A 22623-nucleotide genomic window follows, 5' to 3' on the forward strand; every position below is an offset into this window, starting at 1 on the left:
TGATTCGTCCTCTCGGCTGGTCATGCATGGAAGTCGGTGCGGGAGACGATGACCTCGGCCACGACGCCCGTGCGGATGAGGAAGTCGCCGAAGCCCTCGCCCTCCTCGCGCCCGGAGACCCAGGACCCGATGAGGTGGTCGAGCTCGTCGAGGATGGCCTCGGCGCTGATGTTCTCGCGGTAGAGCTTGGGCACCCGGGTCCCGATCCGGTTGCCGCCGAGGTGCAGGTTGTACTTCCCCGGGCCCTTGCCGACCAGACCCACCTCGGCGAGCATGGCGCGGGAGCAGCCGTTGGGGCAGCCGGACACCCGGAGCACGATGTGGTCCTCGGGTATGCCGTGCTTGTCCAGGAGCCCCTCGACCTGCCGCACGAAGCCGGGCAGGAAGCGCTCGGACTCCGCCATCGCCAGCGGGCAGGTGGGGAAGGACACGCAGGCCATCGAGCTGCGCATCTGCGGGGTGGTGGTGTCGTCGACGAGGCCGTGCTCGCGCGCGAGGCGGTCGATCACGCGCTTCTGCCGCGGGGGCACGCCGGCGATGATGAGGTTCTGGTGGGCGGTCAGCCGGAAGTGGCCCTGGTGGACCTCGGCGATCCGTCGCAGCCCGGTCTTGATCGGGGCCTCGGGACGGTCCTTGATGCGGCCATTGAGGATGAAGACCGTCAGGTGCCAGTTGCCGTCGTGCCCCTTGACCCAGCCGAAGCGGTCGCCGCGGGAGGTGAACTCGTACGGCCGGGAGGGCTCGAAGGTGACGCCGGCGCGGCGCTCGACCTCGGCCTTGAAGACGTCGGTCCCGACACGGTCGAGGGTGTACTTCGTCTTGGCGTTCTTGCGGTCGGTGCGGTTGCCCCAGTCGCGCTGGACGGTGACGACGTGCTCGGCGACCGCGAGGGTGTGCTCCAGCGGGACGAAGCCCAGGTCGTCGGCCTTGCGCGGGTAGGTCGCGGTGTCCCCGTGGGTCATCGCCAGCCCGCCACCGACCAGGACGTTCCACCCGACGAGCTCGCCGTCCTCGACGATCCCGACGAAGTTGAGGTCGTTGGCGTGGACGTCGACCTCGTTGTTGGGGGGCAGCGAGACGGTGGTCTTGAACTTGCGCGGCAGGTAGGTGCTCCCGAGGATCGGCTCCTCGGTGCTCTTCGCCTTTTCCCCGTCGAGGAAGATCTCCATGTAGGCCCGGGTGCGCGGCAGCAGGTGCTCGGAGATGCGCGCGGCCCAGTCGTAGACCTCCGCGTGCAGTGCGGACTCCAGCGGGTTGCTGGAGCACAGGACGTTGCGGTTGACGTCGCCGGCGGTGGCGATCGAGTCGATGCCCGCGGCGTTGATCGCCTGGTGGGTGTCCTTGATGTCCGGCTTGAGCACGCCGTGGTACTGGAACGTCTGCCGCGTGGTCAGCCGCACCGAGCCGTACATCGTGTGCTGCTGCGCCCAGTCCTCGACGACGAGCCACTGCTCGGGGGTGATGACCCCGCCGGGCATCCGGGCCCGGAGCATGACGTTGATCAGCGGTTCGAGCTTCTGCTGCGATCGCTCGGACCGCAGGTCACGGTCGTCCTGCTGGTACATCCCGTGGAACCGGATGAGCTGGAAGTTGTCCGGCCCGAAGCCACCGGTGATCTGGTCGCGCAGGTCCTCCGCGATCGTGCCGCGGAGGTAGTCGCTCTCGCGCTTGAGGCGCTCGTTGTCGGACAGCGGCCCCTCGACGATCAGCGGGGCGTCCTGCTGGCTCTGCGGCATGGGGTGCGTGGCTTTCGGTCGGGTCACGATGCGAGCAGGCACCCGGGTCGGTGTGCCTGCTCATCGGTAAGCAAGGATTATGCCTAACCTTATTCCCCGGCATGGATGATGCGTCAAACCGCCCCGCCCGACCGGCGCGGCTGCGGGCATACCGACCGGCGGCCGCACGGTATGCGGGCACGAACGGTGCGTGCGGAGGGATCCTGCTGGGCGCACGTCAGCCGCGCGGGACGTGCCGCTCGAGCTCCTCCAGCCAGACCCGGGCGTTCGCGTCGGACGGGGCGCGCCAGTCGCCCCGGGGCGAGAGCGCGCCCGCCGAGGACACCTTGGGCCCGTTGGGCAGCGCCGAGCGCTTGAACTGGCTGAACGCGAAGAAGCGCTGGACGAAGAGGACCAGCCAGCGTCGGATCGTGGCCAGGTCGTAGGCGTTGCGACCCTCCTCCGGGAAGCCGGGCGGCCACGGACCGTGCTCGACGTCTCGCCAGGCGTGCCAGGCGAGGAAGGCGATCCGGCTGGGCGGCATACCGAACCGGATGACGTGGTGCAGGGTGAAGTCCTGCAGCTCGTAGGGCCCGATCTTCTCCTGCGTGGACTGGACCGCCCCGTCCTCGCCGGCGGGCACGAGCTCGGGGGTGATCTCGGTGTCGAGGATCGAGGTGAGCACGCGCCCGGTCACCTCGTCGAACATCTGCTCCTCGACGACCCAGCGGATGACGTGCTGGATGAGCGTCTTGGCGAGCCCGGAGTTGACGGTGTAGTGCGACATCTGGTCGCCGACGCCGTAGGTGCACCAGCCGAGCGCGAGCTCGGAGAGGTCGCCGGTGCCGAGCACGATGCCGCCGCGCTGGTTGGCCGCGCGGAAGAGGAAGTCGGTGCGCAGGCCCGCCTGGACGTTCTCGAAGGTGACGTCGTAGACCGGCTCGCCGTCGGCGAAGGGGTGGCCGAGGTCCTCGAGCATCTGGCGCGCCATCGGCCGGATGTCGATCTCCTCGAGGGTCACGCCGAGCGAGGTCGCGAGCTCGGTCGCGTTGTCCTTGGTGTGGTCGCTCGTCGCGAAGCCGGGCATCGTGAAGGCCAGGATGTCGCTGCGCGGGCGCCCGGCGCGGTCCATCGCCCGGGCCGCGACGATGAGGGCGTGGGTGGAGTCCAGGCCGCCGGAGACCCCGATGACGACCTTCGGGTCGCCGATGGCGCCGAGGCGTTGCGCCAGCGCGGTGACCTGGATGCTGAAGGTCTCGTAGCAGTCCTGCGCGAGGTCGGCGGGGTCGTCCGGGACGAAGGGGAAGCGGTCGACGGTGCGGCGCAGGCCGATGTCGGTCCGCGGCGGGTCGAGCACGAGGTCGACGGTGCGGAAGCGGGTGACCCGGTCGCCGAGGGCGAGCGCGTTGTCGTCGAAGCTGCCCTGCCGGGCCCGGTCGGCCCGGATCCGCACGAGGTCGACGTCGGCGACGCTGCGGTGCGGGCCCTGCGCGAAGCGCTCGGACTCCACGAGCAGCCGGCCCAGCTCGTGCACCATCGTCTGCCCGTCCCAGGACAGGTCGGTCGAGGACTCCCCCTCCCCCGCCGCCGCGTAGGCGTAGGCGCACAGCAGGCGGGAGCTGGCCTGCGCCGCGAGCGCGTGCCGCTCCGCCGACTTGCCGACCGTGATCGGGCTGCCCGAGAGGTTGGCGACCACCGTCGCGCCGGCGAGCGCGGCCTCGGAGGACGGCGCGACCGGCACCCAGAGGTCCTCGCAGACCTCGGCGTGCAGGACCAGCCCGGGCAGGTCCACCGCCCGGAAGAGGAGGTCCGGGCCGAAGGGCACCTCCACCGCGTCCGCGTGGCTCGCGCGCGGCAGCCGGATGGTCTGGCCGTCGGTCCCGGCTCCCGCAGCGAAGTGCCGCTTCTCGTAGAACTCGCGGTAGTTCGGCAGGTAGGACTTCGGCGCCACGCCGAGGATGGCACCACGGTGGATCACCACCGCGCAGTTGTAGAGCCGGTTGCGGTGCCGCAGCGGCGCCCCGACCACCACGACCGGCAGCAGGTCGCGGCTCGCCTCGACCACTGACCACAGCGCGTCGACCGTGGCGTCCAGGACGGCGTCCTGCAGGAGCAGGTCGTCGATGGCATACCCGGTCAGCCCGAGCTCGGGGAAGACCGCGACCGCGACCCCCTCGACGTCGCACTCGCGCAGCTGGGCGACGGTGCGCTCGGCGTTGGTGGCCGGGTCGGCCATCGCCACCGGCAGGGTGCAGGCGGCGATGCGGGCGAAGCCCTGGTCGTAGGCGCTGTAGAACTCCACGCAGGTCAGTGTGTCAGGAGTGCCGCGGGCCACCACCAGCAGCGCTCGGTGGGGCAGCGGGCCACCACCCGCGCCGCTCGGGGGGATTCACAAGATGTGGGGTTACATCCGTGTCATTCTTCTGTATATAGTGGCGCACGCAGCTGGTTCGGCTGCGGTCCACGGGGCTCCCGTGGGTCGTGGTCGTCGCAAGAGGGAACCCGGTGAGAACCCGGGACTGCCCCGCAGCGGTGAACGGGAACGACCGTCGCATCCAGGCACTGCGCCCCTGAGGGGGCGTGGGAAGCCGCGACCAGTAGGACCGGGAGGCGAGAGCCGACCGGGCGCCCGTGAGTCCGAAGACCTGCCAGTGCACGGGCGCCCCGATGGCGCGCGTGGCTCGTGACCGCGAGGGACGGTCTGGGGCTGGCAGTGGCGACCCGCGAGGACCGCGGGACCCACGGCATACCCCTCCCCCTCCTCCGGCGCGGGCGCCTCTCGCAGCAGGACCGAGTTCACGAGGGGTGAACCGATGGCCAGCACCACCACCGTCGTCAAGCGCGACGGCACCCGAGTTCCCTACGACGGGCACGAGATCGCCCGCTCCATCGAGGCGGCGGCCCGCGGCCTGGACGACGCGGTCGTCCGGGCCACCCAGCTGCAGTCCGAGCTGGAGATCACCCTCTTCGACGGCATCACCAGCGAGCAGCTGGACGAGGCGGTCATCCAGGTCGCGCTGCAGAACGTCAAGGACGACCCGGCGTTCGACACCATCGCCTCCCGCCTGCTGGTCAAGACGATGTACAAGGCCGTCTTCGGCGACACCCGCGACCTGCTCGGTGAGGACGACCCCGAGGTCATCGCCGCCAAGCACCGGCAGTACTTCCCCGGGACCATCGCCCGCGGCGTCCGGACCGGCCTGCTCGACCCCCGGCTGACCGAGCTCTTCGACCTCGAGGTGCTGGCCGACGCGCTCGACCCCTCGCGCGATGACCTGCTGCGCTACATCGGGGCCCAGACGCTGCGCACCCGGTATGCCCTCAACGACTCCGACCCGGCGAAGACCGTGCTGGAGACGCCGCAGTTCTTCTGGATGCGCGTCGCGATGGGCCTAGCTGTCAACGAGGCCGACCCCACGACCGCCGCGCTGCAGTTCTACGACGCGATGTCCCGGCTGGAGTACCTCGCTGCCGGGTCGACGCTCGTCAACGCCGGCACCGCTTACAGCCAGCTCTCCAACTGCTTCGTCATGCAGATGGAGGACGACATCGAGCACATCGCCAAGAGCGTGCGCGACGTCATGTGGCTCACCAAGGGCACCGGCGGCATCGGGATGTCGGTCTCCAAGCTGCGCTGCGAGGGCAGCCCGATCCGCTCCAACAACACCTCCTCGACCGGGCCGATCCCCTTCATGCACACCATCGACTCGACCCTGCGGGCGGTGAGCCGCGGCGGCAAGAAGTTCGGCGCGCTGTGCTTCTACCTGGAGAACTGGCACCTCGACTTCCCCGCCTTCCTCGACCTGCGCCAGAACTCCGGCGACCCCTACCGCCGGACCCGTACCGCGAACACCGCGGTGTGGCTGAGCGACGAGTTCATGAAGCGGGTCGCCGCCGACGACGAGTGGTTCCTCTTCGACCCGCTGGAGACCCCGGACCTGGTCGAGGCCACCGGTGCCGACTTCTCCGCCCGGTATGCCGGCTACGTCGCACAGGCCAAGGCGGGGACGCTGCGGCACAAGAAGCTGCGGGCGCGGGAGCAGTGGAAGGCCATCCTCGTCTCGTTGCAGACCACCAGCCACCCCTGGCTGACCTGGAAGGACTCGATCAACACCCGGGCGCTCAACAACAACACCGGGACGATCCACTCCTCCAACCTGTGCACCGAGATCACGCTGCCGCAGGACCGTGACAACGTCTCGGTCTGCAACCTCGCCTCGATCAACCTCTCGCGGCACGTCCACGGACGGCGCAGCGAGGGCGAGGTCAGCATCGACTGGGACCGGCTGGCCCACTCGGCCCGCCTCGCCGTCCGCCAGCTGGACAACCTCATCGACATCACCATCAGCTCGGTCCCCGAGTCCGAGCGGTCCAACGAGCTCAACCGGGCGCTCGGTCTGGGCGTGATGGGCTTCACCGACGTGGTGGAACGCCTCGGGATGTCCTACGACTCGACGGAGGCCTACGACCTCATCGACCGGCTCGTGGAGTTCGTGTCCTGGCACGCCATCGACGCCAGCGCCGACCTCGCCCGTGAGCGCGGGGCATACCCGACCTTCGAGGGGTCGCGCTGGAGCGAGGGCATGGTGCCCGTCGACACCATCGGGCTCATGGAGGCCGACCGTGGCCTGACCGTCGAGGTCGACCGCAGCAGCACCATGGACTGGGACGTGCTGCGCGAGAAGGTGCGCGGCGGGATGCGCAACTCCACCCTCATGGCCATCGCCCCGACCGCCTCGATCGGCCTGGTCGCGGGCACCACGCCGGGGCTGGACCCGCAGTTCAGCCAGATCTTCAGCCGGGCCACCAGCGCCGGCAAGTTCCTCGAGGTCAACCGCAACCTCGTCGAGGACCTGCGCGAGCTCGGCCTGTGGGAGCAGGTGCGCGAGGACCTGCTGCGGCACCAGGGCGACCTGTCCAAGGTGGAGGGGGTCCCGGCCGAGCTGACCGAGATCTACCGCACCAGCTTCCAGCTCTCGCCCTACGCCTTCCTGCACGTCGCCGCCCGCGCCCAGAAGTGGATCGACCAGGCGATCAGCCGCAACATCTACCTCGCGAGCCGCGACGTCGGCTCGATGGCCGAGCTCTACTCCGCCGCGTGGCGGATGGGCGTCAAGACGACCTACTACCTGCACATGATGCCCCGGCACACTGCCGAGCAGTCGACGGTGAAGGTCAACAAGGCGGCCCAGCCGACCACCGGCGGAGGGGGTGGCGGTGCCCGGCGCGGCTTCGGCGCCAGTGGCGGCAGCGGCGCGCCCGCCCGCTCCGGCTTCGGCGCAGCCGCCCGCCCCTCGGCGACCCCGACCCCGGCCCCCGTGGTCGAGGCGCCGCCGCAGGTCGAGCAGCTGCCTGTCGTCGACGAGGTCGACGGCCAGCAGTGCCCGATCGACCCGATGGAGCGCCTGCAGTGCGACTCCTGCCAGTGACCACCCGCCGACCAGACCTCCCGGAGGAGACGACCCCATGACCGACACCCTCGACACGACCACCACCGGCAACGGCACCGAGGTCGGCAACGGCATCCTTGGCACCGGCATCCGCGAGGGCCTGCTGCTCAAGCCCGTCACCTACCCGTGGGCCATGGAGCTCTACGACCAGGCCGTCGCCAACACCTGGTTCCCCAACGAGGTGCAGCTGGGCGAGGACCTCGGCGACTTCGAGCGGATGAGTGAGGACGAGCGGCACGCGCTCACCTTCCTCATGAGCTACTTCAACCCCAACGAGCTGCTGGTCAACAAGGCGCTGGCCTTCGGCGTCTACCCCTACGTCAACGCGGCCGAGTGCCACCTCTACCTCGCCAAGCAGATGTGGGAGGAGGCCAACCACTGCATGAGCTTCGAGTACGTGCTGGAGACCTTCCCCATCGACCGGGAGGCGGCATACACCTCGCACGTCGACGTGCCTTCGATGGCCGCGAAGGAGGAGTTCGAGGTCCGCTTCATCAAGCGGATGACCGAGCAGACGCTGGACATCTCCACGACCGAGGGCAAGCAGGACTTCGTCCGCAACCTGGTCGCCTACAACGTCATCCTCGAGGGCATCTGGTTCTACTCGGGCTTCATGGTGGCGCTGAGCTTCCGGCAGCGCAACCTGCTGCGCAACTTCGGGTCCCTCATCGACTGGATCGTCCGCGATGAGAGCCTGCACCTGAAGTTCGGCATCAACCTCATCCTCACCGTGCTCGAGGAGAACCCGGACGTCGCGACGCCGGAGTTCGCCGACGAGATCCGCGGGATGATCCTGCACGCGGTGGAGATGGAGGAGGCCTACAACCGGGACATGCTGCCCAACGGCATCCTCGGGCTCAACGCCGACTACATCAACACCTACGTCCGCTACCTCGCGGACCGGCGGCTGGAGGAGCTGGGCTTCGAGCCGGAGTACGGCGTCGCCAACCCGGCCAAGTGGATGGCCGCGGCCAACGACACCCTGCAGCTGGTCAACTTCTTCGAGTCGATCAACACCTCCTACGAGGTCAACACCCGCGCCGACTCCTGAGGAGCGGGGATGTCCTGCGTCACCTTCCTCACCGACGAGCAGCGCCGGCGGTTGCGCGTGGCCGCGCTCGACGGGGCGCCGGTGTCGACCTTCCGCTCGCCGGAGGTGACCGGGTCCACGGTGCGCCGCCTCGCCGCGCTGGCACGCGACCCTCGACCGGGGATCCGGGCCAGCGCGGCGGCGCACCGGCACGCGCCGGCCGAGCTGCTGCACGCCCTCGCCGAGGACGAGGACACCCGGGTCCGGGTCGCCCTGGCGCGCAACGCCTGGGCCGGCCCGGATCTGCTGGACCGGCTCGCCGGGGACGCCGTCGCCGTGGTGCGCCGGTGGGTGGCGGTGCACCCGGCCTGCCCGCACGAGGTCTCCGACCGGCTCGCGGGGGACGCCGACTCACAGGTGCGGCAGCTCGTCGCCCGCGCCGGCCCCAGGTGAACCTGGTGCCTCGACTCCCCCAGTGCGGTCACCTTCCGGCAACCTTCATCGGCTATGGGGCGACCAAAGGTCGCAGGATGGTGACCGCACCCTGGATCGTCGCTGGCTCAGGAGAGGCTGGCGAGGGCCAGGCTGCCCAGGGCGATCAGCCAGCTGACGAAGCTGCCGACCAGGAAGTACTCGGTGACGTCGTGGATCGAGGCCGGCGTCGGACCCTGGGCGAACGGCTGATCGCCTGAGGGGATGAGCACCGACACCGCTGACGTCGCTGATGAAGCCTCTGGCTTCTTTCGACTCATCTGAAGAGCATACCTTCATCGGCGGGCGGCGCCCGTCGTCACGACACGTCTCTGAGCCGGTCGTCAACTCACAGCCTGTTCGAGGAGGCTCACCGATGACATACCGGCGCTCAGATGACATACCGGCTGTCACTGGCAGCCGCTGAACTCCCAGATCGAGGCACGGCCGCCCTCGTCCAGGAGCGTCCAGGCGCCCGCCTCGTCGGCGCCGCCACTGCCCTTGCCGCCGTCGGGGTCGAGCAGGTAGAGCCCCTGGGTGCGGCTCTCGTACTTCGCGTTGAGGCCGTCGTAGTAGTCGAGCGAGTCGGCATACACGTGGGTGACCCCGAGCTCGCGCACCGCCGCGCAGACGGCCGGGTCTCTCGCCCACTCATCGAAACGCTCCTCCAGGACCGTCCGGGCCGGGCTGTCGGGGATCGGGCTGAGCTGGGGGAAGACGACATCGACGCCGGCGCGGTGCAGCAGGTAGGGCGAACCGGCCACCGGCTCGCCCAGGACCACGGCGTCCTCCGGCAGGGTCTGGCCCGCCCGGTCGATCATCGCGATCTCCTCCGGCTCCAGCATCGTCCCCCAGGCGATCGGGTATGCCGTGTAGGTCGAGGCCATGACCTGCACCTGGCTCGTCCAGCGCAGCCCCGAGGTGAGCACGACGAGCGCCACCACGAGCCAAGCGGCGACCCACTCCACCCGCACCCGGAGGACCCGCGTCAGCCGGCCGCAGAGCCACCCGCCGGCCCCGGCCGCCAGCATGATCGCCGGGATGAGCACGAGCTGGTTGATGCGGGAGGCCTGGGTGTACCAGAACCCGGCGAGCACCCGCAGCGGCTGCTCCGGGGGCCCGGCCGCGAGCAGCGTGAGCACCACCGCCCCGCCGAGGGCGACGACGAGCCAGCGCGCGTGCCGCCACCGCAGCGTGAGGGCGATCCCCAGCCAGACGAGCAGCGTGACGACGAGGTTGACCGAGGTGATCTTGTAGACGTAGACCAGCGGGTGGTCGATCGCCAGCGACCCCATCCCCGGGAGATAGGACTCTTGCCCTCCGCGCTGGTAGTCCATGATCGAGAGCACTGGCGGGAAGGTCAGCAGGAAGGCGGCGACGCCCAGCGCCCCCAGCGCGCCGCCGACGCCCACGCCGATCGCGACCGCCCGCCGCCCGAGGCGGAACTGCCGCCGCAGCTGACGCACGAGCAGGACCGCCAGGAGCGGGAGGGCCAGCAGCGCCAGCGAGAACAGGCCGGAGGGGTGGGCGAGGACCACCCCGGCGACGGCCCAGGCCAGGCCCAGCGCCAGCGAGAGGTGCATCCGCCAGGTCAGGACGCCGCGCAGGGTCGCGATGAGCAGTGCGATCGTCCCCGGCAGGCACGCGGTCGACAGCGCGAAGGGCCACACCGCGAGCATGGAGACGGAGACCGCCGGGAAGGTCACGAAGGTCGCGGCGAGCACCGGGGTCAGGACGGTCGGCAGGGCGCGGGCCGGCCAGACCACCCGCGCCAGGGCCACGAGGCCGGCGATCCAGATCACCGACCCGAGGACGAGCGAGGAGGCGTTGGCGGCCTCGGTCACCCCGGCGAAACCCGGCGCGATCGCCACCAGCGCGTGCCACACGGCTGGGTAGAAGGGCGCGGCCTGGTCGGCGTACATCGGCGCCAGCCCGCCCAGCGAGCTCGCGTTGCCGGATTCCCGGACGAACCACAGCGCGTTGAGGTGGAAGACCGCGTCCCACGCCTGCGGCGGCTGGTCCGCCCGGCCCATCCCGGTCGTCATCGTGGCCGCGAGGACGCCGCCGCCGAGCAGCCAGGTGAGGGCGAGCCAGCCGCGTTCGGTATGCCGCAGCGCCCGTTCGCCCGCGACCGTCACCCCGCTGGGGTCGCGCGTCGTGCCGAGCGCGGCACCGACGAGCCCGGCGACGACCGCGGCGAGCAGGGCGCCGAGCGCGGAGGTCAACAGCGTCCAGGGCACGCCGAGCAGGTCGTAGCCGATCGCGAGCACCCCGGCGATCCCGGTCGTCACCGCCGGGGCGCCGCCCAGCGCGAGCAGGCCGCGGGCACCGAGGGCCCGCAGCACGGCATACCCCGGAAGCACCCAGAGGACCGCCAGGGCGAGCGTCCCCGGCAGCACCGTCAGCCAGCCGACACCCTCGCTCATCGGCGGCGCGCCCACGACCGGCCCCCGGGACGGCGCGTCATCTCGCGACCGGCTCGCCCCCGCCGATGGTCAGGCGGGGCACCCCGGTGAACCTGGCGGGGTCGGTGGCGCGGCGGCCATCGAGCAGCACCCGCAGCCCGGGAAGGTCAGCGGCGGACAGCTGGGCGTACTCCGGGTGGTCCGCCTGCACGATCGCGACGTCCACCGGGTCGCCGGCCTCGCCCGGCACCCAGGCGTAGGGCTCCCAGCCGAGGGCCGCGAGCTCGTCAGCGGCATACATCGGGTCGTGGACGAGCACCTGCGCGCCGCGTCCCCGCAACGCCTCGACGGTGGCGAAGACCCCGGAGAAGGCGGTCTCCTTGACGCGGCCGCGGTAGGACGCGCCGAGCACGAGGACGCGCAGGCCCTCGAGCGAGCCGAGCAGCGCCTCGGCGCGGGCGACGGCATACTCCGGCATCGCGGCGTTGGCCTCGCGGGCGCTGCGGACGACGGTGGCGTCGGCATCGGTGGAGAGGTAGAGCCGTGGGTAGACGGGGATGCAGTGACCGCCGACGGCGATGCCGGGCTGGTGGATGTGGCTGTAGGGCTGGGAGTTGCAGGCCTCGATGACCCGGTGCACGTCGATGCCGACGCTGTCCGCGAACCGGGCGAACTGGTTGGCGAGCCCGATGTTGACGTCGCGGTAGGTCGTCTCGGCGAGCTTGGCCATCTCGGCCGCCTCGGCGCTGCCCATGTCCCACACGCCGTTGGGGCGAGCCAGGTCCTCGCGCTCGTCGAAGTCGAGCACCGCCTCGTAGAACGCGACGGCTCGACGCGTGCCCTCCTCGGTGAGTCCGCCGACCAGCTTGGGATAGCGCCGCAGGTCGGCGAAGACGCGACCGGTGAGGACGCGCTCGGGGCTGAAGACGAGATGGAAGCCACCGTCGTCGCCCTCGGTCAGCCCGCTGATCTGCTCGATCATCGGCTTCCACCGGCCACGCGTGGTGCCGACCGGGAGCGTGGTCTCGTAGGAGATGAGCGTGCCTGGGGTCAGGTGCTGCGCCAGGCTCTGGGTCGCGGAGTCCATCCAGCCGAAGTCGGGGGCGCCGGTGACGTCGTCGACGAAGAGCGGCACGACCACCACCACGGCGTCCGCGCCGGAGATGCCGTCGGCGTAGTCGGTCGTGGCGCGCAGGCGCCCGGCAGGCACCAGCTCGGCGAGCTTGTCGGCCAGGTGCGCCTCCCCGGGGAAGGGCTCGCGGCCCGCGTTGATGGCCGCGACCGTCTCGGGGTTGACGTCGATCCCCACCACCTCGTGGGCGGGGTCGGCGTCGGCGAACTGCACCGCGAGCGGCAGCCCGATCTTGCCCATCGCGACAACCGCGATCTTCATACCTGCATCCCGTCCTGGTCGGCGATCCCTGCCGGCCCAGGATACGGGTCCGGGGCGCTGCCTCCCCGCCGTGCTCGGCGCCCGGGCATCGGGGATCATGGGGGTATGCCCGACGCCTCATCCTTCGTCCTGCGCACCCCCGACGGCACCCCGGTCCACGTCACCACCTGGCTGCCCGAGGAGGCGCCGCGTGCGGTCGTGCTCATCGCCCACGGGATGGTCGAGCACGCCGCGCGCTACGACCACCTCGCCCAGCGCCTCACCGACCACGGGTATGCCGTCTACGCCCCCGACCACCGGGGCCACGGGCATACCGTGTCGGGGCGGGGTGAGCGCGGGGTGCTCGGGCACCTGGCGGACGAGGGCGGCTTCGCCGCGGTCGTCGACGACCTGCTCGCGCTGACCGACCGCATCGAGGCCGACCTCCCGGGCGTGCCCATCGTGCTGCTCGGGCACAGCATGGGCTCGCTCCTGGCCCGCGCCTACGCCGCACGCTACGGCGAGCGGCTCGCCGCGCTGGTCCTCTCCGGCACCGCCGGTGCCCCCGGCCTCCTGGGGAACCTCGGCCTCACCGTCGCCTCGCTCGAGGCGCGGCTGCGCGGGCCGCGCGCGGCGAGCCACCTCATGACGGCGCTGACGATGGGGCCCTACAACGCGCAGTTCCGCCCCAACCGCACCCGCTCGGACTGGCTGTCGCGCGACACCGCGCAGGTCGACGCCTACGAGGCCGACCCGCTGTCCGGGGCGACCGCGAGCGCCGGCTTCTACCGCGACCTGCTCACCGGGCTGCGGTGGGTGAGCCAGCCGTCGGTGGCCGCGCAGATGCCGCGGGAGCTGCCGGTGCACCTGGTCGCGGGCGAGGTCGACCCCGTGGGCGGCGCGGCCGGGACCGAGGAGGTCGCCGCGATGTTCCGCGACGTCGGCCTGCAGGACGTGACCACCCGGATCTGGCCGGACGCCCGCCACGAGGTGCTGCACGAGGTCAACCGCGACGAGGTGGAGACCGAGCTGGTGGGCTGGCTCGACGACCGTTTCCCCGCCTCCACCACCTCGGCCCCCTGATGGACCGGCCGCGGGGACTGCGTCGACCGGCCGCGCGGTCTGCGTCGACCGGCCGCGCGATATGCCGTGACCGTCCGCGCGACATGCCCTGACCGGCCGCGCGATATGCCCTCACTGGCCGGGGGGTCTGCGCCGATCGGACGGCCGATGCGGCATACCTGTGCCTCTGGTGGTGACACAGGCGTTCTCCCGCCCACGGCTGTGTCACCACCAGGCGCACGAGCGTGACGAGACTCAGGTGGAGGCGACGCTCAAGCGCGGGCGTGACTCACCGACGCGAGGCGATCAGCGAGGCAGCCATGAAGCGCAGCGGGGCCTCCGGGTGCAGCGCGTGCCGCCACGACGACGGCAGCAGCGTCCGCGGATGCCCGTGCCGGCGCCGGGCCCGGGCCAGCTCGATCATCCGATCCGCCGGCACCGAGACGTCCAGGATCGCGGCCAGCAGGGCGTGGTCAGCCACACTGAGCGGGTCGGCGCAGCCGGGTGCCTCGGCGAGCACCCGCCGGGTCACCCGTGCCAGCTCCTCGCGCTCCGCGGGCGTCCACCAGGTGGGGTCGGCGCGCGTGAGGATCGCGCCGAAGACGTGGATCCGCAGCACCTTCGTCGCCACGGCACGCCGCTGCGTCGCCGTCAACTGCTGGCCGACAGGCAGGTCCCACAACGCATCGACGCTGGCCAGCTGCTGCGCCAGCGGCCGCGGGTCATAGGTCACCCGGTCGCCGGCGTCCTCGTGGATCTCGTAGGCGGGGGCGGCTGCGGCATACCTGACCTCCGCCTGCGACCACAGCGCGGTCACCATCGGCACGTCGCCCCCGACGAACGCACCAGGGAGCAGCCGCGCGCCCGGCAACGCGAGCGCGCCGCGCGAGAGCAGCCCGAGCGGTGCCGAGCGATAGCTGAGCCGGTCGCGCACGAGATCCAGCCCCCCAGGCCGCAGACGCCGCACCGGACGCACCGGCGGCGTCGGCACGCGTCGCCCCGCCAGACGCAGCGGCGGCACGACGACGACCGGCGTCTGAGGGTCGAGGCCATCGGCCGCCGCCAGCCACCCGGCGAGCGCCCCCGGGGCCAGCGTGTCGTCGGACCCCATGATCGCCGTCCAGGGTGCGGTGGCAGCGTCCAGACCGAGGGTGAAGGGTCCGCTCGGGCTCGGTATGCCGTCGGCCAGCTCGAGCACCCGGACCCGGGAGTCGTCGGCCAGGTCTCCGAGCGCGGCGCGGGCGTCCTTCAACGCCAGGTTGTGGGCCACCACGCTGACCCGCACGTCGACGCCAGGTGAGCCGTCGAGCACCGAGCGCACCGCGCGGCCGACCTGCCGATCGGCCGAGTGCAGCGCGATCACCAGGTCGACGAGGGGCTGCTCCCGGGTGACATCCGCGGGAGGGCCCTCGCCTGACCCACGACCGGCCACCGCTCCGCCCTTCCCCACGAGCCGCCGATAGATCTCGTCCACCCGCTGGGCATACCCTTCCGGGCCGTAGCGCCGCGCCACCGGACCAGAGATCTCCTCAGCACTGAGGCCTCGGGAGTCACGCCATACCTGCTCCACCGCGTCGGCCCACGACTCCGGGGCCGCACCGGGCCGGACCAGCGCCCCACTGGGCGGACCGACGAACTCCCGCGGGCCGCCGGTGTCACCGACCACGACGGGGCGACCCGCCGCCAGCGCCTCCGCCGCGGCCAGGCAGAACGTCTCCGCGCGCGTCGGCAGCAGGAAGACGTCGCTCTCCCCCAGCAGCCCCGGCACCTCCTGCGGTTGGACCCCGCCGGGCAGCCGCACCAGCACGGACAGCGCATCCGCCCGCAGCTCGACGTTCCCGCGCAGCGGGCCCTCGCCGATCCAGGTGAGCCGCGCGGCGATCCCCCGGGTCCGCAGGGCGGCGACCGTCTCGACCGTGCGCACCGGGTCCTTGCGAGGTATGAGGCCGCCCACCGCCACGATCTCGAGCACCCCGCGCCCGGCGAGGTCGGCGTCGGGTCGCCTCCGGGGAGCCAGCTCGGCCGGCACGGTGACGATGTTGGGGACCACCTCGACGGGGCCGGAGCGCAGGCGGCGCATCCCCGCCGCGAGCTCCTCGCCCACGACGGCCACGACGTCGGGCCGCGCGAGCAGCGGTCGCACGGCGCGGCGGGCCACGCGCAGGGCCGGGGTCAAGGTCTCCGGAGCCAGCAGCCCGGACCAATGCTCGGTGTGCACCCACGGCACCGAGGGCCGCCAGCCCGCCAGCGGCAGCAGCGAGGAGATGGCCATCGTGTGCAGCAGGTCAGCGCCCCTGGACAGCTCCCGCACCCGCCGCGCCGCCCACAGCACGTGATCCGGCCGCTTGACGTCCATGACCAGTTGCTCCACCGGCACGACCGACTCCGTCAGCACCATCCCCGCGAGCTCGCCGTCCGGGCGAGCATCTGGTCGTCCCGCCAGCCCGGGAGCGACGAGATGCAGCACCCGCACGTCGTGCCGGGTCGCGAGCGCGGCGACGTCACGGGCGACGAAGACGCCGGTCGCCGGTGACGACGAGGTCGGCCACCACGTCGTCACCACCAGGACCCGCACGCGGGCCACGCTATCGCGACGCCTCGAGGGCAGGCTCTAGGCTGGCAGCCATGTCGATGACGCACACGCGCGACGGGGCTGCAGCTCTGGCACGACTGCGTCGGGCGCTCACTGACGGCACGCTCGCCGACGCTGCTCAGCGGCACGGGCTCGCCCTGGTCGTGCTGTTCGGCAGCGCCGCAGAGCCCACCGACAACTCCCCCGGTGACGTGGATCTCGCGGTCGCCTGGGATACCGGGAGCACGCGCGGTGACCTCGTCGGCCTGACCAGCGACCTGCTGGGCCTGCTCGGTGATGGCATGGGTCATCCGTCGCTCCCCGCCGATCCGGTAGCCCGGCTGGCCACGGAACGGATCCTGAGCCAGTCCGTCGACATCGCCATCGTCGCAGAAGCTGCCGCAGCTGCTCCCCGGGTGATGGATGACTTCCGGCGCGCCATCGCAGGGTGGCTGGAGTCGCTCAGGTGAGGGTCCTTTCCGTCGTCGGTGCTCGGCCGCAGTTCGTCAAGCTCGCGCCGATCGCCCGTGAGTGCGCAGCGCGCGACGTCGAGCACGTCATCGTCCACACCGGGCAGCACTACGACCCGATGCTCTCCGACGTCTTCTTCTCCGACCTGGGCATCCCCGACCCCGACGTGCATCTCGGCGTCGGCTCGGGCGGGCATGGGGCCCAGACCGGCGCGATCCTCGCCGCGCTGGACGAGGTGCTGCTGGAGCACCGTCCCGACTGGGTCCTCGTCTACGGCGACACCAACTCCACGCTCGCCGGGGCGCTTTCGGCGGTGAAGCTGCACCTGCCGATCGCGCACCTGGAGGCAGGGCTGCGCTCCTTCAACCGCCGGATGCCGGAGGAGCACAACCGGGTGCTGACCGACCACGCCGCCGACCTGCTGCTCGCCCCCACCGCGGTGCGCGCGACCACCTCGCGGCCGAGGGTCTCGCGATGCGCACCGTCGTCGTGGGCGACGTCATGATCGACGTCCTGCTCCAGGTGCGCAACGAGCTCACCGACGTCGGCGCGACCCTCGACATGCTCGGTATGCCGCCAGGCGGCTTCTCCGTCGCGACGATCCACCGGGCGGAGAACACCGACGACCCGGCTCGCCTCCGCGCGATCGTCGAGGCGCTCCAGCAGGTCGACCACCCGGTGATGCTGCTCGCCCACCCGCGGCTGCGGGCCCGCGCCACCGAGCAGGGGCTCGACCTCGGCGGCGGCGCGCTCACCACCCGCGACCCGCTGCCCTACCCGCAGCTGGTCGGCGCGGTCAGCCAGGCCCGCGGGGTCATCACCGACTCCGGCGGCCTGCAGAAGGAGGCCTTCGCCCTGCGCACCCCCTGCACGACCGTCCGCACCGAGACCGAGTGGGTGGAGACGGTCCAATTGGGTTGGAACGTCCTCGCCGAGCCCGGCCCCGCCGTGCGCGAGGCTGCCTCCCGCCCGGGCCCCGCGCCCACCGAGGCCGCGCCCTACGGCGATGGGCACGCCGCAGCAGCGGTGCTGGACGCACTGGATGGTGGCCGGGCGACTGGCTGCTGAGCCGGCCCCGAGGATCGAGCGATGGAGCCAGCCCCGGACCGCGTGCGGGCCTTTCGGCCCGGGCTGCGCGGGGTGGAGGAGGTCTTCCACGCCGCCTGGAAGGACCACGCCTACCCGACGCACACCCACGACACGAGGACCGTCCTGGTCGTGGACCGTGGCGCCATCGGCTACGCCCTCGACCGGCGTGCGGGCCAGGCGCCGCCTCGCGCGGGAAGGACCGTCCTGCCGCCGCACGTCCCCCACGACGGTCGGGCTCTCACCGAGGGCGGCTTCGCCAAACGGGTGCTCTGCCTCGCGCGGACCCGCTCGGTCCTGACCTGCTGACCACCGTGGCGACCGAGCTACAGGTGAGCGTCCCGCACCTGGTGCGCTCCTTCTCGGCGAGCTACGGCATACCACCGCACCGGTATGTGCACGGTCGCCGCCTCGACCACGCACGCCGGCTGCTGCTCACCGGTCTGCCCGCCGGGCAGGTCGCGGTCGACGCCGGCTTCTCCGACCAGGCCCACGTCACGCGGCACTTCCGCACCCTGCGCTACCAGCGCTCCCACCGCTGAGACCGCGCGGCCGGGATCAAGGACGTGCAAGACGGCCCGACCCAACCCTCACACCCTGGATGCATGACCGACGACCTGCTCTCGCCGCCGTTCGCCAGGCGTCGCCGCGGCCTGCCCCGAGCTCGTGGGACAGGACCATGTCGACGCCGATGGGCAGACCTACCTACCTGGCCATCCTCGGTATGCCGGTGCTCGTCTTCGGGGCGTCCGCGCACACGCTGCGCGCCGCTCGGGAGCGCGCGGTGCGGCGTGGTCTCCCACTCGCCGTCTACACGGACGACAGGTTCGCCACGGGACACGATGCCGCCGACCGCGCGGTCGTCGAGGCAGTCGCGGGGACCGACCTTGACCTGGTGGGGCTGGCCGTGCACGGCCCGGAGAACGGCGTCGACAAGGTCCTCGAGGGCGCCCGGCTGCACCCCTGACACCAACATTCACCGGTCGTTCATCACCCTCTTGCCCGCCGTGTCCCTCCCGTCTGCGGCGGGGCGGTCGGCTGGGACCAGGCCACCGTGCATGGAGGGTAACGATGTCCGACCACACCGGGACGACCGCCGTCGAGGAGCACCTCGACCAGCGAATCGAGCAGCAACCGTCCGAGGATCTGCCCGCGCGCAGTCCACTCGACTTCATCCCGCTGTCCGGCGCTGCGGCCCAGCGGCGCGACTGGATCGGGGTAGCCCTGGGTGTCTACCTGCTCATCACGGCGGTGAGTCTCATCGGCGACGGTTTCAAGACCGCGACCGGGGACCGCGCCGAGGAGCTCTTCGCCTTCGCCGACAACCCGCTCATCGCCCTGATGATCGGCCTGCTGGCGACGGCGCTCACCCAGTCCTCGTCGACGACGACCTCGGTCGTTGTCGGGCTGGTCGCCGGTGGCCTCCCCATGGAGGTCGCCATCCCGATGCTCATGGGCGCCAACATGGGCACGACGATGACCAACACCATCGTCAGCCTGGGGATGGCGCGGCAGAAGGACGTCTTCCGCCGCGCCTTCGCAGCCGCGACGGTCCACGACTTCTTCAACCTGCTCGCGGTCGCGATCCTGCTGCCCCTGGAGCTGATGTTCGGTCTGCTCGACCGGCTCTCGGGCTGGTTGGCCGGGGCCAGCGCCGGCGGCGACGGCGGGATCGTGAGCACGGTCTTCACCTTCATCGGCGACACCATCTCTGCCGTCATCGAACCGCTGGCGACGCTCGTCGTCGCCCTGGTCGAGCTACCGGGCCTGCCCGACGTCGTCACCGGGCTCGTGCTGATCGTCCTGGGGATCAGCCTCATCCTGCTCGTCATCAACAAGATCGGCCAGCTGCTGAAGGTGCTCATGGTCGGCCGGGCCAAGGAGGTGCTCCACGCCGCGATCGGCCGGGGCCCCGTCACTGGCATCGCCTCGGGGGCGGTGGTCACGATGATGGTCCAGTCGTCGTCGACCACGACGAGCCTAGCGGTCCCTCTCGCCGGGTCCGGCGCGTTCTCGCTGAAGCAGATCTATCCCTTCACGATCGGCGCCAACATCGGCACGACCATCACCGCCCTCATCGCGGCCTTCGCCTTCACCGGCATCGAGGGCGAGAAGGCGCTGCAGGCGAGCTTCGTGCACCTGCTCTTCAACGTGCTGGCGACGCTCATCATCTTCGGGCTCCCCTTCCTGCGCCCGCTGCCACGGATCGGGGCGACGATCCTCGCCGACCGCTCCGCAGAGCGCAAGATGTATGCCGTCGTCTGGACCTTCGGCGTCTTCCTGGTGCTCCCGCTGCTCCTCATCGCCCTCACCACCTGGGTCTTCTGACCGACCCGGCGTCGCGCCCGCCGCGCGGCGCACGCCGACCACCGACCGCCCCGCCCACCCGACGGAGGGACCCATGACCGCCGACCCCAGCCCGCAGCCCGCCACCGACGGATCCACCCCCCGAGACAGCGACGCCCTCGGCCGCGAGCTGGAGGCGATGCTGGTCGAGGCCGAGGAGACGGCCGGCCGCCTGCGCGCCGAGCTCGCGGCCTACCGTGCCCGTCGGGAGGAGGAAGGCCTGCACACCCTGCAGCACCTCGAGGTCGACCGGCTCGAGGAGCACCTGCGCAACAGCCGGATCCGCTGGGACGAGGTGAGAGCCTTCCTCGAGGAGGCGCTGCGCGAGCTCGGCTGGGGCGCCGACCGCAGCAGCGCGACGGCGACCGACGTCACGCCGGGTTCCGCCCCTGGCCCGCAGGCACCGGAGCCCGAGGGGTCCATGACGGATGAGGACCCGACCCGATGAGCCGCGGCACGACATACCCCCACTGGCGCAGCTCGACACTCGCGGCGGCTGGGGCCGTGCTGCTGGCCTCTCTGGCGGCCTGCAGCGGTGACGGCGGCGCTGCCACGCCCGCCGACGGCACCATCCAGGTGTCCGGTTCCTCCACCGTGGCGCCCATCACTGAGGAGATGGCCGACCTGGGGCGCTTCGAGATCCAGGTCGCCGCGGAGGGCACCGGTGACGGCTTCGACCGTTTCTGCGCGGGTGAGACGGCGATCAACGACGCGTCGACCGCGATCACCACCGAGCAGATCGCGGCCTGCGAGGACGAGGGAGTCGACTTCGTCGAGGTGCCGATCGCCCTGGACGCGCTGACCGTCATCCGGCACGAGGACAACACCTTCGCGACCGACCTCACGACGGAGGAGCTCCGGGCCATCTGGGAGCCGGACTCGCAGGTCCGCACGTGGCGCGACGTGCGCGACGACTGGCCGGAGCAGGAGATCGGGCTCTACGGTCGCCCGGAGGGGTCCGGCACCTTCGACTACTTCACGTATCGCACGAGCGGTGAGGCGGGCGCGATCCGCGACGACTACGAGGCCACCGACGACATGGCCGAGCTGACCGGCTGGGTCGCCGACGACCCGCAGGCGTTGGCCTTCCTCGGCGTCGGCAACTACCTCGCCGCCGACGGGGAGCAGCGCGACCAGATCACCAACGTCAGCATCGACGGCGTCGCCCCGACGCTGGAGAACGCCCAGTCCGGAGACTACGCCCCGTTCACCCGACCGCTGTTCCTCTACGTCTCCACCTCCGCGCTGGAGCAGGACGCGGAGGTCGGCGAGTTCGTGGACTACTACCTGGAGCGTCTGGACCAGGTGCTGCCGCTCGTCTACTTCTACCCGCTCTCCGACGAGGTCGCGGATCTCGCCGAGCAGAGGTGGGAGGCGCGGACCACGGGATCGGCCTTCGACGGGCAGCCGGTCGACGCCACGGCCCTCGCCGCGGCTCTCGAGGGCTGATCCGCACACCACCCGGCCGGCGCTCCTGGGCCGCCGCCGGTCGTCCCTGGCGTGTCGCGCTACCCCCCGACGCGCGCCGCGAGCGTGTCGATCGCCCGCACCCAGCCGCGGACCTGCTCCTGCGCGGAGAGCTCCCGCGCGGCCGCGTCTGAGGCCGCCTTGAAGTCCGCGACCTGCGCGTCGCTCAGCGCGTCGAGCGCGGCGGCGAGCGCCTCGCCGGTGAAATCGTCGAGCACCACCCCCAGCCGGTGGTGCCGCACCAGATCGGCCATCTCCGGGCTCGGCCCGATGATGATCCCCAACCGTGCCTGGACGAAGTCGAAGAACTTGTTGGGCAGGGTGAACCTGTAGTTGAAGTTGACCGGCGGCAGCACGAAGACGCCCAGGTCAGCAGCGGCGAGCGCGTCGCCCAGCTGCTCCGGCGGCACCGGGTCGTGGAAGCGGATCTGCGGCAGGTCGGCGCACGAGGCCCGCAGCTGCTCCAGATAGGTCGGGTCGTTGGGCATGAGGTAGAGGTCGAGGGTGACGTCGCGCTGGCAGGAGCGCACCGCGTCGACCATGACGTGCAGGCTGCGGCCCCGACGCGCGAGCCCGGAGTGCACCAGCCGCAGCGGTGCGCCGACCGGTGTCGGCGTGCGGTCGGCATACGGCGCGGCGTTGGGCACCACCGCGCAGGTGAGGCCGAACTCGCGACGGTACTCCCGCGCCAGCCAGCGCCCCACCGTGCTCGCCGAGTCGGCCTCGCGCCCGTGGCGACGCAGCAACCAGCGGTAGTACGGCGCGACGAAGAGCCGCCAGCGCCACGACTCCTCGCTCTGGCGGGACGCGTACTCGTGCAGATCCAGGTGCACCCCGCCGTAGGGCGCCAGCTCGAGCGCGAGCGGCAGGGTGTCGGCGTCGTTGGCGAGCACGACGTCGAACTTCGCCTGGTCGGCGAGCAACTCGGCCGCCGCGACGGTCACCGGCGCGCCGCGGTATGCCGTCTCGAACCGCCGCAACGCGAGGAGCCGGCGGTCCTTGTGCCAGTGGACCACGTGGTCGGGCAGGCGCAGGTGCTCGACGACGCCGTCCGGCGCCTCGCCGTAGCCGATCGTGGTCACGGCGTAGCGGTCGGCGAAGAGCCGGATCTGGCGCAGGACCCGCGCGTCGGATCGCAGCGGACTCCATGCCATGACGAGCAGCCGGGGCCGCGGA

18 protein-coding genes, 1 pseudogene and 1 riboswitch are annotated in these 22623 nt (G+C 71.7%); of the genes and pseudogenes, 12 read left to right on the forward strand and 7 right to left on the reverse strand.

Annotated features, from left to right (window positions below; genetic code table 11):
• Positions 1-20: 20 nt before the first annotated feature.
• Both cysI and BJF86_RS16310 read right to left on the reverse strand, forming a co-directional pair.
• Positions 21-1736: an assimilatory sulfite reductase (NADPH) hemoprotein subunit gene (cysI, locus tag BJF86_RS16305; protein WP_022923795.1), complete on the reverse strand. Its 1716-nt coding sequence runs from the start codon at positions 1734-1736 to the stop codon at positions 21-23.
• A gap of 217 nt (positions 1737-1953) precedes the next feature.
• Entirely contained in the window at positions 1954-4017 is a 2064-nt protein-coding gene (locus tag BJF86_RS16310) for an NAD(+) synthase (protein ID WP_075820512.1), read from the reverse strand.
• A gap of 127 nt (positions 4018-4144) precedes the next feature.
• A riboswitch (cobalamin riboswitch) is annotated at positions 4145-4383 on the forward strand.
• Positions 4384-4528: 145 nt separating this feature from the next.
• Between BJF86_RS16310 and BJF86_RS16315 the strand changes: the two genes are divergently transcribed.
• The 3 genes from BJF86_RS16315 to BJF86_RS16325 are packed head-to-tail and all read left to right on the forward strand — an operon-like array spanning position 4529 to position 8648.
• The gene (locus BJF86_RS16315; RefSeq protein ID WP_075820514.1) at positions 4529-7144 is read left to right on the forward strand and encodes a ribonucleoside-diphosphate reductase subunit alpha; all 2616 of its coding nucleotides are present in this window, start codon (positions 4529-4531) and stop codon (positions 7142-7144) included.
• A gap of 37 nt (positions 7145-7181) precedes the next feature.
• Positions 7182-8216, forward strand: a complete 1035-nt coding sequence (locus tag BJF86_RS16320) for a ribonucleotide-diphosphate reductase subunit beta (RefSeq protein WP_075820516.1) — start codon at positions 7182-7184, stop codon at positions 8214-8216.
• A gap of 9 nt (positions 8217-8225) precedes the next feature.
• Entirely contained in the window at positions 8226-8648 is a 423-nt protein-coding gene (locus BJF86_RS16325) for a hypothetical protein (protein ID WP_083653274.1), read from the forward strand.
• 107 nt (positions 8649-8755) lie between these two features.
• Here BJF86_RS16325 and BJF86_RS17740 read toward each other — a convergent pair whose 3' ends face one another.
• The 3 genes from BJF86_RS17740 to BJF86_RS16335 form a co-directional block, all read right to left on the reverse strand.
• The gene (locus BJF86_RS17740) at positions 8756-8947 is read right to left on the reverse strand and encodes a hypothetical protein (protein WP_143553902.1); all 192 of its coding nucleotides are present in this window, start codon (positions 8945-8947) and stop codon (positions 8756-8758) included.
• A 129-nt stretch (positions 8948-9076) separates the two neighbouring features.
• Positions 9077-11092 carry a DUF6541 family protein gene (locus tag BJF86_RS16330; RefSeq protein ID WP_143553903.1) on the reverse strand — a complete coding sequence of 672 codons (2016 nt, stop codon included), beginning with the start codon at positions 11090-11092 and terminating at the stop codon, positions 9077-9079.
• Positions 11093-11129: 37 nt separating this feature from the next.
• Positions 11130-12464: a nucleotide sugar dehydrogenase gene (locus BJF86_RS16335; RefSeq protein WP_075820520.1), complete on the reverse strand. Its 1335-nt coding sequence runs from the start codon at positions 12462-12464 to the stop codon at positions 11130-11132.
• A gap of 105 nt (positions 12465-12569) precedes the next feature.
• On the opposite strand from BJF86_RS16335, the gene BJF86_RS16340 reads away from it, so the two are divergent.
• A complete protein-coding gene (locus BJF86_RS16340; protein WP_075820522.1) occupies positions 12570-13526 on the forward strand; it encodes an alpha/beta hydrolase in 957 nt (318 codons plus the stop codon).
• 268 nt (positions 13527-13794) lie between these two features.
• On the opposite strand, the gene BJF86_RS17165 is transcribed toward BJF86_RS16340, so the two are convergent.
• Positions 13795-16080, reverse strand: coding sequence for a glycosyltransferase family 4 protein (locus tag BJF86_RS17165; RefSeq protein ID WP_143553904.1), 2286 nt, complete (start codon positions 16078-16080; stop codon positions 13795-13797).
• Between the two features lie 50 nt (positions 16081-16130).
• On the opposite strand from BJF86_RS17165, the gene BJF86_RS16360 reads away from it, so the two are divergent.
• The 8 genes and pseudogenes from BJF86_RS16360 (at position 16131) to BJF86_RS16395 (ending at position 21429) form a co-directional block, all read left to right on the forward strand.
• Entirely contained in the window at positions 16131-16547 is a 417-nt protein-coding gene (locus BJF86_RS16360; protein ID WP_075820524.1) for a hypothetical protein, read from the forward strand.
• Positions 16544-17616, forward strand: a pseudogene (gene wecB / locus BJF86_RS16365) (non-hydrolyzing UDP-N-acetylglucosamine 2-epimerase). The gene BJF86_RS16360 and the pseudogene wecB overlap by 4 nt, the downstream one beginning before the upstream one ends.
• Positions 17617-17637: 21 nt before the next feature.
• Positions 17638-17943, forward strand: a complete 306-nt coding sequence (locus BJF86_RS19225; protein ID WP_075820526.1) for an AraC family ligand binding domain-containing protein — start codon at positions 17638-17640, stop codon at positions 17941-17943.
• Positions 17944-17948: 5 nt separating this feature from the next.
• Positions 17949-18176 (forward strand): helix-turn-helix domain-containing protein, encoded by a 228-nt coding sequence (locus BJF86_RS19230; protein ID WP_237768279.1) that lies wholly within the window; start codon positions 17949-17951, stop codon positions 18174-18176.
• Positions 18177-18313: 137 nt separating this feature from the next.
• Positions 18314-18601: a DUF2000 family protein gene (locus BJF86_RS16380; RefSeq protein ID WP_237768280.1), complete on the forward strand. Its 288-nt coding sequence runs from the start codon at positions 18314-18316 to the stop codon at positions 18599-18601.
• Between the two features lie 104 nt (positions 18602-18705).
• A complete protein-coding gene (locus tag BJF86_RS16385) occupies positions 18706-19962 on the forward strand; it encodes a Na/Pi symporter (RefSeq protein WP_083653277.1) in 1257 nt (418 codons plus the stop codon).
• A gap of 73 nt (positions 19963-20035) precedes the next feature.
• Entirely contained in the window at positions 20036-20428 is a 393-nt protein-coding gene (locus tag BJF86_RS16390) for a hypothetical protein (RefSeq protein WP_075820532.1), read from the forward strand.
• Complete coding sequence (locus BJF86_RS16395) at positions 20425-21429, forward strand: PstS family phosphate ABC transporter substrate-binding protein (RefSeq protein WP_075820534.1); 1005 nt, start codon at positions 20425-20427, stop codon at positions 21427-21429. The genes BJF86_RS16390 and BJF86_RS16395 overlap by 4 nt, the downstream gene beginning before the upstream one ends.
• 59 nt (positions 21430-21488) lie before the next feature.
• Here the strand turns inward: BJF86_RS16395 and BJF86_RS16400 are convergent, their stop codons facing one another.
• Entirely contained in the window at positions 21489-22601 is a 1113-nt protein-coding gene (locus tag BJF86_RS16400) for a glycosyltransferase (protein ID WP_237768281.1), read from the reverse strand.
• Between the last annotated feature and the right edge of the window lie 22 nt (positions 22602-22623).

This window comes from Serinicoccus sp. CNJ-927 (assembly GCF_001942435.1).
In the GTDB taxonomy this organism is placed as follows: domain Bacteria; phylum Actinomycetota; class Actinomycetes; order Actinomycetales; family Dermatophilaceae; genus Ornithinicoccus; species Ornithinicoccus marinus.

Bases quoted from the DNA above. Each gene is read 5' to 3' on its own strand.
- BJF86_RS16385 (WP_083653277.1), top strand. From the start codon at position 18,706: ATGTCCGACCACACCGGGACGACCGCCGTCGAGGAGCACCTCGACCAG.
- BJF86_RS16380 (WP_237768280.1), top strand. From the start codon at position 18,314: ATGTCGACGCCGATGGGCAGACCTACCTACCTGGCCATCCTCGGTATG.
- BJF86_RS16340 (WP_075820522.1), top strand. From the start codon at position 12,570: ATGCCCGACGCCTCATCCTTCGTCCTGCGCACCCCCGACGGCACCCCG.
- BJF86_RS16390 (WP_075820532.1), top strand. From the start codon at position 20,036: ATGACCGCCGACCCCAGCCCGCAGCCCGCCACCGACGGATCCACCCCC.
- BJF86_RS16330 (WP_143553903.1), bottom strand. From the start codon at position 11,092: ATGAGCGAGGGTGTCGGCTGGCTGACGGTGCTGCCGGGGACGCTCGCC.
- BJF86_RS16400 (WP_237768281.1), bottom strand. From the start codon at position 22,601: ATGGCATGGAGTCCGCTGCGATCCGACGCGCGGGTCCTGCGCCAGATC.
- BJF86_RS16360 (WP_075820524.1), top strand. From the start codon at position 16,131: ATGTCGATGACGCACACGCGCGACGGGGCTGCAGCTCTGGCACGACTG.
- BJF86_RS19225 (WP_075820526.1), top strand. From the start codon at position 17,638: ATGGAGCCAGCCCCGGACCGCGTGCGGGCCTTTCGGCCCGGGCTGCGC.
- BJF86_RS16335 (WP_075820520.1), bottom strand. From the start codon at position 12,464: ATGAAGATCGCGGTTGTCGCGATGGGCAAGATCGGGCTGCCGCTCGCG.
- BJF86_RS16395 (WP_075820534.1), top strand. From the start codon at position 20,425: ATGAGCCGCGGCACGACATACCCCCACTGGCGCAGCTCGACACTCGCG.
- BJF86_RS17740 (WP_143553902.1), bottom strand. From the start codon at position 8,947: ATGAGTCGAAAGAAGCCAGAGGCTTCATCAGCGACGTCAGCGGTGTCG.
- BJF86_RS16315 (WP_075820514.1), top strand. From the start codon at position 4,529: ATGGCCAGCACCACCACCGTCGTCAAGCGCGACGGCACCCGAGTTCCC.
- cysI (WP_022923795.1), bottom strand. From the start codon at position 1,736: ATGCCGCAGAGCCAGCAGGACGCCCCGCTGATCGTCGAGGGGCCGCTG.
- BJF86_RS16325 (WP_083653274.1), top strand. From the start codon at position 8,226: ATGTCCTGCGTCACCTTCCTCACCGACGAGCAGCGCCGGCGGTTGCGC.
- BJF86_RS16320 (WP_075820516.1), top strand. From the start codon at position 7,182: ATGACCGACACCCTCGACACGACCACCACCGGCAACGGCACCGAGGTC.